The organism is Stenotrophomonas sp. GQ19 (assembly GCF_059758695.1).
Map to the genome: position 1 here is coordinate 66,898 of NZ_JCAXES010000009.1, position 16,178 is coordinate 83,075.

Below are 16,178 nucleotides of genomic sequence, written 5' to 3' on the forward strand. Positions count from 1 at the left end.
AATGACTGAAGAACAGAACACCCCGGCAAACAGCGGCAACTACGACGCCAACAGCATCACCGCCCTGGAAGGGCTGGAAGCTGTCCGCAAGCGTCCTGGTATGTACATCGGCGACGTCCATGACGGCACCGGTCTGCACCACATGGTGTTCGAGGTCGTCGATAACTCCATCGATGAAGCCTTGGCCGGCCACGCCGACCACGTGTCTGTGATGATTCACGCCGATGGCTCGGTTTCCGTCTCCGACAACGGTCGCGGTATCCCGACCGGCAAGCACGAGCAGATGAGCAAGAAGCTCGACCGCGATGTGTCTGCTGCCGAAGTGGTCATGACCGTGCTGCACGCAGGCGGCAAGTTCGATGACAACAGCTACAAGGTGTCCGGCGGCCTGCACGGCGTGGGCGTCAGCGTGGTCAACGCGCTGTCGCAGAAGCTGGTCCTGGACATCTACCAGGGCGGCTTCCACTACCAGCAGGAATACGCCGACGGTGCGGCACTGCACCCGTTGAAGCAGGTGGCCGCCAGCACCAAGCGCGGCACCACCCTGCGTTTCTGGCCGTCGCTGAAGGCGTTCCACGACAATGTGGAATTCCACTACGACATCCTGGCCCGTCGCCTGCGTGAGCTGTCCTTCCTCAATTCCGGCGTCAAGATCGTGCTGGCGGACGAGCGTGGCGATGGCCGCCGCGACGACTTCCATTACGAAGGCGGCATCCGCAGCTTCGTGGAGCATCTGGCGCAGTTGAAGACGCCGCTGCACCCGAACGTGATCTCGGTAACCGGCGAGTCCAACGGCATCACCGTGGACGTGGCGCTGCAGTGGACCGATTCCTACCAGGAAACGATGTACTGCTTCACCAACAACATTCCGCAGAAGGACGGTGGTACCCACCTCGCCGGCTTCCGCGGCGCGCTGACCCGCGTGCTCAACAACTACATCGAGCAGAACGGCATCGCCAAGCAGGCCAAGATCAACCTGACCGGCGATGACATGCGCGAAGGCATGATCGCCGTGCTGTCGGTCAAGGTGCCGGACCCGAGCTTCTCCAGCCAGACCAAGGAAAAGCTGGTCAGCTCGGACGTGCGCCCGGCCGTGGAAAGTGCCTTCGGCCAGCGCCTGGAAGAATTCCTGCAGGAAAACCCGAACGAAGCCAAGGCGATTGCCGGCAAGATCGTTGACGCTGCGCGTGCCCGTGAAGCGGCGCGCAAGGCGCGCGATCTGACCCGCCGCAAGGGCGCGCTGGATATCGCCGGCCTGCCCGGCAAGCTGGCCGACTGCCAGGAAAAAGATCCGGCGCTGTCCGAACTGTTCATCGTCGAGGGTGACTCGGCAGGTGGCTCGGCCAAGCAGGGACGCAACCGCAAGAACCAGGCGGTACTGCCGCTGCGCGGCAAGATCCTCAACGTGGAACGTGCCCGCTTCGATCGCATGCTGGCCTCGGACCAGGTCGGTACGCTGATCACCGCGCTGGGCACCGGCATCGGTCGGGACGAGTACAACCCGGACAAGCTGCGCTACCACCGCATCATCATCATGACCGACGCCGACGTCGACGGCGCGCACATCCGTACGCTGCTGTTGACCTTCTTCTACCGGCAGATGCCGGAGCTGATCGAGCGCGGCCACATCTACATCGGCCTGCCGCCGCTGTACAAGATCAAGCAGGGCAAGCAGGAGCTGTACCTGAAGGACGACCCGGCGCTGGATGCCTACCTGGCCAGCAGTGCGGTGGAAAACGCGTCGCTGATTCCGGCCGATGGCGAACCGGGCATCGAAGGTGTGGCCCTGGAAAAGCTGCTGCTGTCCTACGCCTCGGCGCAGGAAGCGATCAGCCGCAACGCCCACCGGTACGACCGCCAGGTGCTTGAAGCCCTGATCGATTTCACCCCGATGGACCTGGAACACCTGCGCAAGGCCGGTGCCGATGAGGGCCTGGGTGCGCTGGCGACGCGTCTCAACCGCAGCAGCCTGGGCTCGCCGCGTTTCAGCTTGGAGCTGCAGGAACCCACCGAGGAGCGTCCGGCCGCGCTGCTGGTCACGCGCCGCCACATGGGCGAAGCGTTGATCCAGGTGCTGCCGTTGTCGGCCTTCGAAACCGGTGAACTGCGTGCCCTGCACCAGTCCTCGCTGCTGCTGCACGGCCTGGTCCGCGCCGGTGCGAAGATCAGCCGTGGCGCCAAGTCGGCCGAGATCGAGAGCTTTGCACAGGCACGCGAGTGGCTGCTCGAGGAAGGCAAGAAGGGCCGCCAGATCCAGCGCTTCAAGGGCCTGGGCGAAATGAACCCGGAACAGCTGTGGGACACCACGGTCAACCCGGATACCCGCCGCCTGCTTCAGGTGCGGATCGAAGACGCCGTTGCGGCCGATCAGATCTTCAGCACCTTGATGGGCGATGTGGTGGAGCCGCGCCGTGACTTCATCGAAGACAACGCGTTGAAGGTCGCCAACCTGGATATCTGACACAATCGGGGCACGGTCGGCCGCCTGCGTACTGCAGGCGGGCCGGCCAACGCCTTCTGCTGCCAGGAATCCGATGTCTGCTACCGCACCGGCGTCCACCGCCACGCCCCCGTTGCCCCCTGCCTCGCCGTCGGCCTCCGGCGGCAAGCGCGGTTCCCCCGTTGCCGGCTTCTTCATCGACCTGGGCATCGCCGTCGTCGCGCTGTTCGGGCTCAGCCTGATCAGTGGACTGGCCTGGGGCCTGTATCGCGGTGCCGTGGTGGGTGCACAGGCAGCACGCGATGGCACTCCCCTCGACACCGGCGCGCTCTCCCAGCAACTGGGCCAGCCCGGCGCCCTGGCGCAGATCCTGATGGCGTTGATCGCCACCGGCGGCGCTGCCCTTCTGCTGTATTTCCTGCGACGTCGTGCCGACGCCGCCGAACGGCATGCCTCGATGCAGGCCGCACGCCGCCCTTCGACCTGGGGCTGGACCCTGCTGGTGGCCACCGGCGTGGTGATCGGCAGCAACCTGATCGCCTATCTGGCCAAGCAGGCCGGCATTGAACCGGTTCCCACCAACCTGGCCTTGATGGAACAGGCGCTCAGCCGTTTCCCGTGGTTCCTGGCCGTGTTCGCCATCGTGCTCGCCCCCGCCTACGAAGAACTGCTGTTCCGCCGCGTGCTGTTCGGGCGCTTGTGGAAGGCCGGTCGGATCTGGCTGGGCGTGCTGCTGAGCAGTCTGGCCTTCGCCCTGGTGCATGAAATTCCCGGCACCAGCGCCAACGGCCCGCTGGAGATCGCGCAGCTTTGGCTGGTGTACGGCGGCATGGGCGCGGCCTTCGCATGGCTGTACCAGCGCACCGGCACCCTGTGGGCGCCGATCGTGGCGCACGGCCTGAACAACGCCATCGCCCTGGCCGCACTGGTGTTTCTGGGTCTTCACTGATCCACCGCTTCGCTTGACGAAAATTTACGGCGCGCAGTTCCACACTGGGCACATGAACACGGGGGAGCTTCGATGAAACCAGTGCTGTTCGGGGTCGCGTTGGCGCTGCTGGTCAGCGCATGTGCCACCACCACCTCACCCACCGGCCGCCGGCAGATGGTGGGCGGTGTGTCGCAGGCCGAACTGGACCAGTTGGGCGCGCAGGCATTCAACGAGACCAAGCAGAAGGAAAAGGTCAGTACCGACGGTCGGCAGAATGGCTACGTGCAGTGCGTGGTCAATGCGCTGGTCGCGCAGCTGCCGCCACAGTACCGAGGCGTACGGTGGGAAACCGCGGTCTTCGTTGACGCCGAACCCAACGCCTTTGCCCTGCCCGGCGGCAAGGTGGGGGTCAATACCGGCATCCTCACCGTGGCCAAGAACCAGGACCAGCTGGCGGCCGTGATCGGCCACGAGATTGGCCATGTCATCTCGCGGCACCACGAGGAGCGCCTGACGCGCCAGATGGGTGCGCAGACCGGATTGGCCGTGCTCGGCGCGCTGGCCGGGGCTGCCTACGGCGATGGCGCCGCCGGCACGGTCAACCAGCTGGGCGGCATGACCGCGCAAACGGCCTTCCTGCTGCCGGGGTCACGGACCCAGGAAAGCGAGGCCGACGTGGTGGGCCAGCGGTTGATGGCCGAGGCCGGCTTTGATCCGGGCCAGGCGGTCAACCTGTGGCAGAACATGATGGCCGCCAGTGGCGGGCGATCCCCGCAATGGCTGTCCACCCACCCCGATCCGGCCAACCGCATCCGCGAACTGCAGCGTGACGCGCCGGCCCTGAGTGGGGTATACCAGCAGGCCCAGGCCGCAGGACGCAGGCCGAAGTGCGGCTGATACGACCAAAAGATGCTGTATTGCAGCATCGGAAACGATTTCTCACGCCATGAGTTTCTGATACGTTTGGCGGCTCAGATTTTTCTGACAGTCCGTTTTGATGCCGCTGCGGCGGTTCGATCGAGGTGAAAGATGATTTTCAGCAATTCAAAGCACGCCGTCCTTTCCGTCCTCATCGCGACCGCCATCGGTGGCGTCATGGTCACCGATGCGTTTGCCCAGTCGCGTTCGGCTGAACGCAACAATGAGCGCCGCGGTGGCAAGAACAAGGCCACCAAGGCCGAGCCGCTGTATCCGCAGGCGACCCGCCAGGAGCCGGATGGCAAGTCCTCGGCCAAGCTTGGCAGCAAGCTGCAGAAGCTGATTGACACCTACAACGACCAGAAGTTCCCCGAGACCCGCACGCTGGCCGATGAAATCCTGGCCAACAGCGCCGCCAACGACTATGACAAGTCGCTGGCCGCGCAGCTGGCCTCGCAGGCGGCCTACCAGACCGAAGACAACGTCGCGGCCAAGAAGTACCTGCAGCAGGTGCTGCAGTTCAACGGCCTGGACAACAACGGCCACTACCAGTCGCTGCTGATGCTGGCCCAGCTCCAGCTGCAGGACGACGAAACCGCCGCCGGCCTGGCCACGCTGGACAAGTACTTCGCCGAAACCAAGTCGACCAAGCCCGAAGAGCTGGTGATCAAGGGCCAGGCCCTGTACCAGACCCAGCGCTACGCCGAGGCCATCCCGGTGCTGCAGCAGGCCATCGCCGGCGCCGCCGAGCCCAAGGACAACTGGAACCAGCTGCTGATGGCCGCCATGGCCGAAGCCGGCCAGACCGGTGAAGCGGTCAAGCAGGCCGAAGGCATCGTCGCGCGCAACCCGAACGACAAGAAAGCCCAGCTGAACCTGGCCAGCATGTACATGCAGGCCGATCAGATGGACAAGGCCGCCGCGGTGATGGACAAGCTGCGTGCAGCCGGCCAGCTCACCGAAGAGCGCGAGTACAAGCAGCTGTACTCGATCTACGCCAATACCGAGAACAAGGAAAAGGACGTCATCGCGGTCATCAACGAGGGGTTGCAGAAGGGCATCCTGAAGCCGGATTACCAGGTTTACCTGGCCCTGGCCCAGTCCTACTACTATTCCGACGAGGTGCCGAAGGCGATCGAAGCGTGGCAGAAGGCCGCTCCGCTCTCCAAGGACGGTGAAACCTACTTGAATCTGGCACGCGTTTTGCATGCCGAAGGTCGCATCCCCGAAGCCAAGCAGGCTGCCCAGCAGGCCTTGGCCAAGGGTGTGAAGAATCAGGCGGATGCCAAGAAAATCATCAACCTGAAGTAAGTAGGAATAACGCCTGAACGCCTGCCACAGTGATGCGCAGGCGCTCAGGATTGGTATAAGCTTGGAGGTTCCTGCGGTGTCATGCACCGCTGATCATGGGCTACCTGTCCCCGGGTATCCCGGCCCCACTAATGAGCTCTTGGCGCATGACGGAACAACTAGTCGTTCACAGGTACGAACAACGCGATGACACCGGCTTAAGCTGGCCGCGAATCGTGGGTATCGCTTTTGTAATCGCACTGCATCTCGCCGCCTTCATGATGCTTCTGATCCCGGCCGTGGCTCCCAAGGCCGCTGCGGAGAAAGAACGCAACATCATGGTGACCCTGGTCGACGCTCCGCCGCCGCCCCCACCGCCGCCGCCGCCGCCGCCGCCGACGGACACCCCGCCGCCGCCGGTCAAGAACCTGTCGCCGCCCAAGCCCTCGCCGGTGCCGCCACCGCCGCAGGCCCCCGTGGTCGACGTGCCGGAACCGCGCGCCAACGACATCGTCACCCCGCCGAGCCCGCCGTCGCCGCCCGCGCCGCCGAGCACGATCGAGGCAAGTGTCGATATCTCCTCGAAGAACATGAACCCCCCGCGTTACCCGCCGGCCGCATTCCGTGCAGGTATCCAGGGTGAAGTCATCCTGATCATTGATGTCGACGCCAATGGCAACGTCACCAATGTGTCGGTCGAACGGTCCAGCCGTAACCGTGACCTCGACCGCGCCGCAATGGACGCAGCTCGCAAGTGGAGCTTCCGTTCTGCGGAGTCGGGCGGGAAGAAGGTCGCAGGTCGCGTTCGCGTCCCGGTCAACTTTGCGCTGAACTGATGGTCGCCGGTGGCCCGCCGGCCACCGCTCCGTCGGTCGTTTACAGCTACACCATTCATCACCACACACAACAAAGGTAAGCGTCATGCTGCAGGAACTCTTCATCGCCGCTGCTGCCGGGGGCAACCCGTCGAATGCCCTCTCGCAGATGGGCTTCGAGCATCTGATCCACGAAATGACCACCAAGCCGGGTGATTTCGCCGTCTCCTGGGTCGTGCTGCTGACCCTGATCATCATGTCGGCCATGTCCTGGTACTGGACCGTCATCAACATCTTCCGTGCTACCCGCCTGAAGAGCGCTGCCGACAAGGTCGTGAGCCTGTTCTGGGATACCCCGAACGCCCAGGACGCCATCCGTGCGATGGAAGAGCAGCCGGCTTCCGAGCCCTTCTCGAAGATCGCTCTGGACGCTGCCCAGGCAGCTGCCCACCACCAGCGTGCCGAAGGCGGCGCAACCGGTGGCCTGGGTGAGAACCTGAGCCGTTCGGAGTTCGTCGATCGCGCCCTGCGTCAGGCCGTGACCCGCGAAAGCAACAACCTGCAGTCGGGCATGACCCTGCTGGCCACCGTCGGTGCAACCGCTCCGTTCGTCGGTCTGCTGGGTACCGTGTGGGGCATCTACGGCGCGCTGATCAAGATCGGTGCCACCGGTTCCGCCTCGATCGACGCCGTTGCAGGCCCGGTGGGTGAAGCACTGATCATGACCGCCATCGGTCTGTTCGTGGCTATCCCGGCCGTGTTCGCCTTCAACTTCTTCAGCAAGATCAACAGCGCCACGATCAGCAAGTTCGATACGTTCGCTCACGACCTGCACGACTTCTTCGCCACCGGTTCGCGCGTTCGCTAATTGCGACGCGCTTTACCTGGCGAGAACGTAGTCAACACGATCTAGACGGAGCCCGTTATGGCTTTCAGTAGTGGTAACAGCGGCGGCCCCATGGCCGACATCAACGTTACGCCCCTCGTGGACGTGATGCTGGTGCTGCTGATCATCTTCATCATCACGGCGCCCCTGATGTCCCACAAGGTCAAGGTGGATCTGCCGGAGGCCAACCTGGTGCAGAACCCGGAAGACGCTGAGAAGCGTTCGGGCCCAATCACCCTGGCAGTCAAGGAAGACGGCTCGATCTACTGGAACGACGAGGAAATCAACAAGCAGACGCTCGAGTCGCGCTTGTCGACCGCCGCCCAGCAGACCCCGCAGCCCCCGCTCAATCTGCGTGGTGACCGCACCACCAAGATGCGTGTCATCAACGAGATGACCAAGATTGCGCAGGAGCAGGGCATGCTCGACGTTGGCTTCGTTGCCACCAAAGAGAAGGGGCAGTAAGCCATGGCGTTCAGTACTGGTGGTAACAAAGGCCCCATGGCCGACATCAACGTCACGCCCCTCGTGGACGTGATGCTGGTGCTGCTGATCATCTTCATCGTCACCGCGCCGATCATGACGTACCCGATCGCCGTGGACCTGCCGCAGCGCGTGCTCAACCCACCGCCGCAGCTGGTCGAGCCGCCGCCGCCGATCGAACTCAAGATCGACGCCAGCAACCAGGTCTCGTGGAACAACAGCCCGGTGGCAACCGGCGAGCTGCAGCAGCGTATGGAACAGGAGGTCCAGAAGGACCCGACGAACCAGCCGGAACTGCGCATCGACGCCAGCCCGGACTCTGAGTACGACGTGATGGCCAAGGTCTTGGCCGCCGCGAAGAACGCTCAGATGAAGAAGATCGGCTTCGTACAGCAGTAAATCGCACGACGCAGTCATGACGCGACTGGAAAACGCCCCTGGAGACAGGGGCGTTTTTTTTGGTTCTTCGCCCATCTGCGGGGCACGCAAAAACGGGCCTTGACGCTCTTCGGCGCGGCCGTCGGTGGGTCGGGCGCTGGGCCCCCATGCCCTTTCCGGCGACGCCCCCGGCGTCGGCCTGCGGCCGCCCCCTCCTCCTTTATTTCGCCTCCAAGGGCATGGGGGCCCAGCACCCGACCCACCGACCAGCGCCAGAAAAGCTGGCTTCCCCCTGCTTGCCGCAAGCCGAGCCCCGTAGCGGCCGGTAGGCCTCTGGGCAAAATAAAGGAGGAGGCCGCCCCGCGGCCGGGGGACATTTGCACCAGGGGCCTACCGGCCGTTACGGGGCCCTCACGCTCGCGACCGGCCTGATCGGGGACGCCAGCCGATCCGAACGGCGCCTGCACACCCGGCCACCCGCGCACCGTCGTGCTCACTCTGCGACGGCCCTTGCAAAAAGACGCTCCCCTCCGTTGGGAGAAGAACCTTTTTTATGGGTCGGTGCCGACCGCGGCGCCGGGTACGCGCGCAATGCACGCGGCCCGCTATCATCCGCCCATGCTCGCCACCTACCCTGCCCTTGCGGCCTGGCTCGACGCCATCCCGCACCTCCGTCCCCTGCTGGTGGCGGCCTACATCCTCTACCTGCTGTGGCTGACCGGCTGGATCATGCTGCAGAAACGCGAGCCGGTTGCCACGTTGAGCTGGATCCTGTCGCTGGCCGCCCTGCCCTACCTGGGGTTGTTCATCTATTACCTGCTGGGCCCGCAGAAGGTGAAGCGGCAGCGCCTGCGCCGCGGTCGGGCGCGCTCGGGCATGGAGCACTACAGCAGCGTGTGCCCGCCGGATGCGGACTGCACCGAACTGGCCAAGATCGCCCAAGCCACCACCGGCCTGGCGCCCACCTCGGCCACCGAGGTCGAATGGCTGGTGGATGGCGGGGCCACCTACACCGCGCTGCTGGCCGCCATCGCGCAGGCCCGCGACCACGTCCACGTGGAGTACTACATCTTCAACCCCGACCATGCCGGCACCGCGCTGCGCGATGCGCTGGTCGAGCGCGCCCGCGACGGTGTGCGGGTACGCCTCCTGCTGGATGCGGTGGGGTCCTCGGCCATCCGCACGCGCTTCCTGCAGCCGCTGCTGGACGCGGGTGGGGAGGTGGCGTGGTTCCATCCGCGGCAGCTGCTCAAGCCGTTCAAGCGCCCCTGGTTGAACATGCGCACCCACCGCAAGCTGGTGGTGATCGATGGGCGCACCGCCTTTACCGGCGGGATCAACATCACCGACGAGGAAGACGAACGCCGCCGCCCCGATGCCTACCGCGACCTGCACATGCGCCTGGTCGGCCATGTGGTGCGCAGCCTGCAGCTGGTCTTCATCGAAGACTGGATCTACGCCACCGCCCAGCCGCCCGAGCGCTTCGCCATCGCCCAGCTGTGGCCCAACGACATGCCCAGCCGCGCCGACGGCCGTATCGATGCGCAGGTGCTGGTGTCCGGCCCCGACTCGGCCTGGGAGACCATCCACCGCCTGCAGGTTGCCGCCATCCACGAAGCGCGCGAACGGGTCTGGCTGGTGACGCCCTACTTCGTGCCCGGCGAGGCCGCGCGGATGGCGCTGACCTCGGCCGCACTCGGTGGCCTGGACGTGCGCCTGCTGGTGCCGAAGATGAGCGATTCCTGGTTCGTCACCCAGGCAGCGCGCTCCTACTTCGACGAACTGCTGCAGGCCGGGGTGAAGATCTACGAATACGGCCCGCGCATGCTGCACACCAAGGCGTTCATTGCCGACCACGACGTCTGCATCGTGGGCAGCGCCAACTTCGACCATCGCAGCTTCCGGCTCAACTTCGAGCTGTCGATGATGCTGGTGGACGAAGACCGGGTGGCCGCGCTGGAGCGCATCCTGGTCGCCGAATTCGATGCCTCGGTGCGCGTGCACAACGACCGCCGCCGCTCCCTCTGGCGGCACCGGGTACCGGAAGCATTCGCCCGGCTGGCCTCACCGCTGTTGTGACCGCGCACGTGGAACCGCACCGGCCGGCGGCGCTACACTGGCGCGGTCAACGGGGAGAATGACGATGCATTGGCTGTTCCTGCTACTGGCGCTGGGCTGCTTTGCCCTGGCGCTGAAGGTGCCCCAGATGTCGCTGATGCTGCTCGCGCTGCTCGGTACGCTGGTGTTCCTGCTGATGTGGGTACGCGGGCTGTACGTGGCGCGCTTCGGCACCCTGCAGCGCGACATTTCCAGCGTGATCGACCCCACCGAACTGCGCCGGCTGCGCGAACAGGCCCAGGCCCGTCGCCAGCCCGAAGAAGACTCCGACACACCGTAGTGCCATGACCCAGCTCAGCGTCAACGTCAACAAGATCGCCGTCCTGCGCAACTCGCGCGGCGGCACCGACCCCGACGTGCTGCAGGCCGCCCGTGCCTGCCTGGACGCCGGCGCGCATGGCATCACCGTGCACCCGCGCCCGGACCGCCGCCATATCCATGCCGAGGACGTGCTGGCGCTGTCGGCGCTGACCACGGCACGCGGCGTGGAATTCAACATCGAGGGCAACCCGTTCGCGCCGCCGCGCGAGGGCTACCCGGGGCTGCTGCCGCTGTGCGCGCAGACCCGCCCGGCGCAGGCCACCCTGGTGCCCGATGGCGACGGGCAGCTCACCTCCGACCACGGCTTCGACTTCGGCCGCGATGCGGAGCGGCTGCGGCCGCTGATCGCCGACCTGAAGGCGTATGGCTGCCGGGTCAGCCTGTTCGTGGATGCCGGCAACCCGGACATCGCCCAGGCCGCGGCGATCGGTGCCGATCGCATCGAGCTCTATACCGGCCCTTACGCCGAAGCGCATGCGGCCGGCGATGCCGGGGACATGTTGGCCCTGTTCGCCGACGCCGCTCGCCGCGCGCAGGCCGCCGGATTGGGCGTGAATGCCGGGCACGACCTGTCGCAGGACAACCTGCGCGCCTTCCTCGCGGCGGTGCCGGACGTCCTGGAAGTCTCGATCGGACACGCGCTGATCAGCGAGGCCCTGTACGCCGGACTGGACGCCACGGTGAAAGGCTACTTGGCGCAATTGGCCCCCTGACAGCCCCGCGATGGCCGGTTCCAGGCCAGCGGCGATGTCTGATTCTGGCCTGTGGACAAGTATGGGGACCAATTCCGCCGATTTCGGTCAGAATCCAATGGTGGCAAGCCTTTCCCGGTTGACACAGGTCTGTGGTTAGCAATACTACTAACCCCGATTGATGGGTTACCGCGCATGCTTCCCCACCCTCCCGTCGCAGCCACTGCGACACCCCGGCGATAGCCTCGGCCGATGGGTATCGCGATCAAAGGCCGAGGCTCCACCACGCACCTGGCGGGCCGCTTCGAGGTCACCGTCAGCGAAGCCGTGCACGATGGCTGGGACGCCGAGGAGAGCGAGGAGTTTCTCGCGCCGCGCCTGCGCACCGAAGTGCGGGCCGAGACCGCGCGCAGCATCATCAGCCGCAACAAGTCGCCGGACGTGGGGTTCAGCCAATCGGTGAACCCGTACCGCGGCTGCGAACACGGCTGCTCGTACTGCTTCGCCCGGCCGTCGCATGCCTACCTCAACCTGTCGCCCGGGTTGGACTTCGAAACCAAACTGTTCGCCAAGACCAACGCACCGCAGCTGCTGCGCAAGGAGTTCTCGCGCCCCGGCTACGTGCCGCAGCCGATCGCCCTGGGCATCAACACCGACGCCTACCAGCCGATCGAGCGCAAGCTGAAACTCACCCGGCAGCTGATCGAAGTGATGCTGGAAACGCGGCACCCGTTTTCGCTGATCACCAAGAACGCCCTGGTCGAACGCGACATCGATCTGCTGGCCCCGCTGGCCGAACAGAACCTGGTGAGCGTGCACTTCTCGGTGACCTCGCTGGACCCGCACCTGTCGGCGAAGCTGGAACCGCGCGCCTCTGCGCCGCACGCGCGCCTGCGGGCAATGCGCCGCCTGCACGACGCCGGTATCCCGGTCGGGGTGATGGTGGCCCCGGTGATCCCGTGGATCAACGACGCCGAACTGGAAGCGGTGCTGGAAGCCGCGCGTGATGCCGGCGCCTCCACCGCCGGTTACGTGCTGCTGCGCCTGCCGCTGGAGGTGGCCCCGTTGTTCCGCGACTGGCTGGATACCCATCACCCCGATCGCGCCGCGCACGTGATGAGCACCATCAACCAGCTGCGCGGCGGCAAGGACTACAACAGCGAGTTCGGCAGCCGCATGCGCGGCGAAGGCGTGTACGCCGATCTGCTGTCGAGCCGGTTCAAACTCGCACGCAGGCGCTTGGGGTTCGACGCGCAGAACAGCCATTGGCCGAAGCTGGATTGCGACAAGTTCGTGCGACCGTTGCCGCCGCGGGTGGATTCGCCGCAGGGGTCGTTGTTCTAGATCGTCACCGGACGACGGGATGCGTGGGAACCTGCGCTGTACGCCACGCTGGATCAAGCGCGTGCACAGGGCACCATCAAGGACAGCTGACCATCTGCTCTGCCAGCTTGATGGTGATGCGCTGCGGACGCGTCGCCGTGATGGCGATGGGTCTGCGGTAGGGGTGTCGGGAGCCGGCCAGCGGCCGGCACTACCGGGGCGTGCGTGGTGTCGCCGTCAGTTTCCTGCAAACAACTTCTGCGCACTCTGGAACAGCACCCAGCTGGTGGCGATGAACTTGTCGCCACCCTGCGGACGATTGCCGCGATGCGTGTGGGTGAACGCCGTCGGGGCGATCAGCAGGCTGCCGGTGCGCGGGGCGATCTTGCGGTGCTGGAACAGGAATTCGGTTTCGCCCTGCTCGAAATCGTCGTTGAGGTAGAGCGTCCACAGCAGGTGGCGGTGCAGTGTTTCGCCGGCGGGATCGCGCGGGTAAAGCTCGCAATGCCAATAGGGATAGCCACCCTCGCCCGCTGCATACCATTGCAGATTGATGGCACCGGGGCGCAGGCACGTACGGGCCAGATCCGACAGCGTGGCATCGTCCATGCCGGGGAAATCGTCGGCCGCCAGGCGGCGCGGCTGGCCGTTGCTGTCTTGGATCTGCAACATCAGCGGTGAGATCAGCGCCTGTGGATAACGCCGTAGATAACTCAAAACGCCGCGGAAAACCGCCTGTTGCAACAGTATGTCGATATCGCGCCACGCGGCGTCGCCGCTGATGCGCAGATCCTTGCTGTGCTTGAGTTCCGGGAACACGCCGCTGCCCACTTCGCCGGGTCGCAACTGCGCACTGGTTCGCATCCTGGCCTGGATGGCGGCACACACATCGGCGGGGATGGCGTTGTGGATTACTTCAATGAAGTCGTGCTGCGTGTCGGCCGTCATGGGGTCATCCGTGGGCATCTGGCCCCGATGGTGACCGCTGCACTGGCCGATGTCACGCCGTTGCCACGTTGGGTTTCTTCATGGCACACACGGGGCCGGCAATGGGCCGGCCCCGTGCGTTGCGATCAGCCCTGCGCGCTGTCGTGCTCGCGGTGATAGCGGGTGGCTTCGGCCACTTCATTGCGCGAGCCAAGGAACACCGGCACGCGCTGGTGCAGCTGGTCGGGCTGGATGTCCAGGATGCGCTCGCGGCCGGTGGTGGCCGCGCCGCCGGCCTGCTCGACCAGCAGGCCCATCGGGTTGGCTTCGTACATCAGGCGCAGCTTGCCGGCCTTGGACGGGTCCTTCTTGTCCCACGGGTAGATGAAGATGCCGCCGCGGGTGAGGATGCGGTGCACGTCGGCCACCATGCTGGCGATCCAGCGCATGTTGAAGTTCTTGCCGCGCGCGCCTTCCTTGCCGGCCAGCAGGTCCTGCACGTAGCCCTGCATGGGGGCTTCCCAATGACGCTGGTTGGACATGTTGATGGCAAATTCCTGGGTGTCGGCGGGAATCTGCATGTCCGGCGTGGTCAGCACGAACTCGCCCTTCTCGCGGTCCAGGGTGAAGGCATGGGTGCCGTGGCCCACGGTGAGCACCATCTGGGTACTGGGACCGTAGATGCAGTAACCGGCGGCGACCTGCGCGGTGCCCGGCTGCAGGAAGCTGGCGTCGTTGGGCTGTTCGGTGCCGGGCGGGCAGCGCAGCACCGAGAAGATGGTGCCGACCGAGACGTTGACGTCGATGTTGGAGCTGCCATCGAGGGGATCGAACAGCAGCAGGAAGTCACCGCGCGGGTAGGTGTCCGGCACGGGCTGGCAGTGGTCCATTTCCTCGGAGGCGCAGGCGGCCAGGTGGCCGCCCCAGGCGTTGGCCTCGAGCAGGATCTCGTTGCTGATGACGTCCAGCTTCTTCTGCGCTTCGCCCTGCACGTTGCCGGTACCGGCCTCGCCCAGCACGCCACCGAGCGCGCCCTTGCTGACCGCGATGGAGATGCTGGTGCAGGCGCGGGCGACGACGGCGATCAGCTGGCGCAGGTCGGCGTTGATGCGGCCGGCATGCTGCTCTTCGATCAGGTACCGGGTAAGCGACGTACGGGACATGGAATGGCTGCCAAAGACATTTGGGGGCCGTATTGTCGCCCGTTGCCGCGGGCATTACGAGGCAGGCGCAGGACAGGCCGCCAGGTCAGGAAGGCAGGGCCGCGTACGCAGCAAGGATCTGGATACGGGAACGGCCGCACTGGGCGGCCGTTCCTGTGGGTGCTTCAGCGCGCGCCGATCAGCCCTTGGCGACGGTCGCCACGGCCTTGGCCACGTACGCCAGGTTGCCCTGGTTCAGCGCGGCCACGCAGATGCGGCCGGTGCCGACGGCGTAGATGCCGAACTCGTCGCGCAGGCGGTCCACCTGCGGGCGGGTCAGGCCCGAGTACGAGAACATGCCGGCCTGGTCGTTGATGAACGCGAACTCCGGTGCGTCGGCGGCGACCAGGTTCTCCACCAGGCCGTGGCGCAGGGCGTGGATGCGCTCGCGCATCTCGGTCAGTTCCGCTTCCCACACCTGGCGCAGCTCGACGCTGTTCAGCACGCCGGCCACCAGCGCAGCGCCGTGGTTGGACGGGCTGGAGTAGATGGTGCGGATGATGCGCTTGACCTGCGACTGCACGGCCTTGGCCGAGGCCGCGTCCGGGGCCACCACCGACAGCGCGCCAATGCGTTCGCCATACAGCGAGAACGACTTGGAGTACGAGTTGGCGACCACGAAGCTGTCGATGCCGGCCTCGGCGATGATGCGCACCGCGGCGCCGTCTTCGCTGATGCCCTTGTCGAAGCCCTGGTAGGCCATGTCGATGAACGGGAACAGCTGGCGGTCCTTCAACAGCTCGGCCACCTGCTTCCACTGCGCGACGGTGAGGTCGGCGCCGGTCGGGTTGTGGCAGCAGGCGTGCAGCAGCACCACGGTGCCCGGCTGCAGCTTGCCCAGGTCGGCCAGCATGGCGTCGAAATCCACGCCGTGGGTGGTCGGGTCGAAGTAGCTGTACTCCACCACCTCGAAACCGGCGGCGCTGAACACGGCGCGGTGGTTTTCCCAGCTGGGGTTGCTGATGGCGATGGTGGCGTGCGGCAGCAGGCGGTGCAGCAGGTCTGCGCCCACGCGCAGCGCACCACTGCCACCGATGGTCTGCGAGGTGGCCACGCGACCGGCGGCCAGCAGCGGCGAGTCTTTGCCGAACACCAGCTCGCGGGTGGCCTGGTTGTAGGCCGGCAGGCCGTCGATCGGCAGGTAGCCGCGCGGCTTGGCTTCATCGGCCAGCTGCTGTTCGATCTGCTTGACGGCGCGGAGCAGCGGAATGCGGCCGCTTTCGTCGTAGTAGATGCCCACGCCCAGGTTGACCTTGGTCGAGCGGCTGTCGGCGTTGTAAGCCTCGGTCAGGCCCAGGATCGGGTCGCCTGGGACCAGTTCCACATTTGCAAAGAAGGACACGGCGGTACTCATTCGGATGACGGAAGGGGGGGAGGTTGGCGCGACGCAGGTTGCGGCAGAATCAGCCAAAACCAAGCCATCCTAACAAAGCCGCGCCGTGGGCGCGGCGGCT

At 65.7% G+C, this 16,178-nt stretch carries 15 protein-coding genes; 12 read left to right on the forward strand and 3 right to left on the reverse strand.

The window, feature by feature from the left end; genetic code table 11:
- Position 1 precedes the first annotated feature (1 nt).
- From gyrB to AC6CHL_RS16180, 12 genes are all read left to right on the forward strand, one after another.
- Positions 2–2,461 (forward strand): DNA topoisomerase (ATP-hydrolyzing) subunit B, encoded by a 2,460-nt coding sequence (gyrB, locus tag AC6CHL_RS16125; protein ID WP_038691537.1) that lies wholly within the window; start codon positions 2–4, stop codon positions 2,459–2,461.
- A gap of 73 nt (positions 2,462–2,534) precedes the next feature.
- Entirely contained in the window at positions 2,535–3,389 is an 855-nt protein-coding gene (locus tag AC6CHL_RS16130) for a CPBP family intramembrane glutamic endopeptidase (RefSeq protein ID WP_447729321.1), read from the forward strand.
- A 72-nt stretch (positions 3,390–3,461) separates the two neighbouring features.
- On the forward strand, positions 3,462–4,268 hold the full coding sequence (locus AC6CHL_RS16135) for a M48 family metallopeptidase (RefSeq protein ID WP_038691533.1): 807 nt from the start codon (positions 3,462–3,464) through the stop codon (positions 4,266–4,268).
- 132 nt (positions 4,269–4,400) lie between these two features.
- On the forward strand, positions 4,401–5,600 hold the full coding sequence (locus AC6CHL_RS16140) for a tetratricopeptide repeat protein (protein ID WP_038691531.1): 1,200 nt from the start codon (positions 4,401–4,403) through the stop codon (positions 5,598–5,600).
- Positions 5,601–5,746: 146 nt separating this feature from the next.
- On the forward strand, positions 5,747–6,415 hold the full coding sequence (locus AC6CHL_RS16145) for an energy transducer TonB (protein WP_038691530.1): 669 nt from the start codon (positions 5,747–5,749) through the stop codon (positions 6,413–6,415).
- An 85-nt stretch (positions 6,416–6,500) separates the two neighbouring features.
- Entirely contained in the window at positions 6,501–7,262 is a 762-nt protein-coding gene (gene exbB, locus AC6CHL_RS16150; protein WP_038691528.1) for a TonB-system energizer ExbB, read from the forward strand.
- A gap of 57 nt (positions 7,263–7,319) precedes the next feature.
- Entirely contained in the window at positions 7,320–7,745 is a 426-nt protein-coding gene (locus tag AC6CHL_RS16155; RefSeq protein WP_038691526.1) for an ExbD/TolR family protein, read from the forward strand.
- 3 nt (positions 7,746–7,748) lie between these two features.
- Complete coding sequence (locus AC6CHL_RS16160; RefSeq protein WP_038691524.1) at positions 7,749–8,162, forward strand: ExbD/TolR family protein; 414 nt, start codon at positions 7,749–7,751, stop codon at positions 8,160–8,162.
- Between the two features lie 597 nt (positions 8,163–8,759).
- Positions 8,760–10,220, forward strand: a complete 1,461-nt coding sequence (cls, locus tag AC6CHL_RS16165; protein WP_498295304.1) for a cardiolipin synthase — start codon at positions 8,760–8,762, stop codon at positions 10,218–10,220.
- A 64-nt stretch (positions 10,221–10,284) separates the two neighbouring features.
- Complete coding sequence (locus AC6CHL_RS16170; RefSeq protein ID WP_038692733.1) at positions 10,285–10,539, forward strand: hypothetical protein; 255 nt, start codon at positions 10,285–10,287, stop codon at positions 10,537–10,539.
- Positions 10,540–10,543: 4 nt separating this feature from the next.
- The gene (locus AC6CHL_RS16175) at positions 10,544–11,293 is read left to right on the forward strand and encodes a pyridoxine 5'-phosphate synthase (protein ID WP_498295306.1); all 750 of its coding nucleotides are present in this window, start codon (positions 10,544–10,546) and stop codon (positions 11,291–11,293) included.
- Positions 11,294–11,524: 231 nt separating this feature from the next.
- On the forward strand, positions 11,525–12,616 hold the full coding sequence (locus AC6CHL_RS16180; protein ID WP_137191467.1) for a PA0069 family radical SAM protein: 1,092 nt from the start codon (positions 11,525–11,527) through the stop codon (positions 12,614–12,616).
- A gap of 216 nt (positions 12,617–12,832) precedes the next feature.
- Here the strand turns inward: AC6CHL_RS16180 and AC6CHL_RS16185 are convergent, their stop codons facing one another.
- The 3 genes from AC6CHL_RS16185 to AC6CHL_RS16195 all read right to left on the reverse strand — a co-directional run bounded on the left by AC6CHL_RS16185 (position 12,833) and on the right by AC6CHL_RS16195 (position 16,066).
- Complete coding sequence (locus tag AC6CHL_RS16185) at positions 12,833–13,543, reverse strand: 2OG-Fe(II) oxygenase (RefSeq protein ID WP_498295432.1); 711 nt, start codon at positions 13,541–13,543, stop codon at positions 12,833–12,835.
- 125 nt (positions 13,544–13,668) lie between these two features.
- A complete protein-coding gene (locus AC6CHL_RS16190) occupies positions 13,669–14,685 on the reverse strand; it encodes a class 1 fructose-bisphosphatase (protein WP_038691499.1) in 1,017 nt (338 codons plus the stop codon).
- A 178-nt stretch (positions 14,686–14,863) separates the two neighbouring features.
- A complete protein-coding gene (locus AC6CHL_RS16195) occupies positions 14,864–16,066 on the reverse strand; it encodes an amino acid aminotransferase (protein WP_498295308.1) in 1,203 nt (400 codons plus the stop codon).
- Positions 16,067–16,178: the final 112 nt, after the last annotated feature.

What these genes read in the sequence shown, in the direction of transcription:
- gyrB (WP_038691537.1), top strand. Translation starts at nt 2, where the DNA reads ATGACTGAAGAACAGAACACCCCGGCAAACAGCGGCAACTACGACGCC.
- AC6CHL_RS16130 (WP_447729321.1), top strand. Translation starts at nt 2,535, where the DNA reads ATGTCTGCTACCGCACCGGCGTCCACCGCCACGCCCCCGTTGCCCCCT.
- AC6CHL_RS16135 (WP_038691533.1), top strand. Translation starts at nt 3,462, where the DNA reads ATGAAACCAGTGCTGTTCGGGGTCGCGTTGGCGCTGCTGGTCAGCGCA.
- AC6CHL_RS16140 (WP_038691531.1), top strand. Translation starts at nt 4,401, where the DNA reads ATGATTTTCAGCAATTCAAAGCACGCCGTCCTTTCCGTCCTCATCGCG.
- AC6CHL_RS16145 (WP_038691530.1), top strand. Translation starts at nt 5,747, where the DNA reads ATGACGGAACAACTAGTCGTTCACAGGTACGAACAACGCGATGACACC.
- exbB (WP_038691528.1), top strand. Translation starts at nt 6,501, where the DNA reads ATGCTGCAGGAACTCTTCATCGCCGCTGCTGCCGGGGGCAACCCGTCG.
- AC6CHL_RS16155 (WP_038691526.1), top strand. Translation starts at nt 7,320, where the DNA reads ATGGCTTTCAGTAGTGGTAACAGCGGCGGCCCCATGGCCGACATCAAC.
- AC6CHL_RS16160 (WP_038691524.1), top strand. Translation starts at nt 7,749, where the DNA reads ATGGCGTTCAGTACTGGTGGTAACAAAGGCCCCATGGCCGACATCAAC.
- cls (WP_498295304.1), top strand. Translation starts at nt 8,760, where the DNA reads ATGCTCGCCACCTACCCTGCCCTTGCGGCCTGGCTCGACGCCATCCCG.
- AC6CHL_RS16170 (WP_038692733.1), top strand. Translation starts at nt 10,285, where the DNA reads ATGCATTGGCTGTTCCTGCTACTGGCGCTGGGCTGCTTTGCCCTGGCG.
- AC6CHL_RS16175 (WP_498295306.1), top strand. Translation starts at nt 10,544, where the DNA reads ATGACCCAGCTCAGCGTCAACGTCAACAAGATCGCCGTCCTGCGCAAC.
- AC6CHL_RS16180 (WP_137191467.1), top strand. Translation starts at nt 11,525, where the DNA reads ATGGGTATCGCGATCAAAGGCCGAGGCTCCACCACGCACCTGGCGGGC.
- AC6CHL_RS16185 (WP_498295432.1), bottom strand. Translation starts at nt 13,543, where the DNA reads ATGACGGCCGACACGCAGCACGACTTCATTGAAGTAATCCACAACGCC.
- AC6CHL_RS16190 (WP_038691499.1), bottom strand. Translation starts at nt 14,685, where the DNA reads ATGTCCCGTACGTCGCTTACCCGGTACCTGATCGAAGAGCAGCATGCC.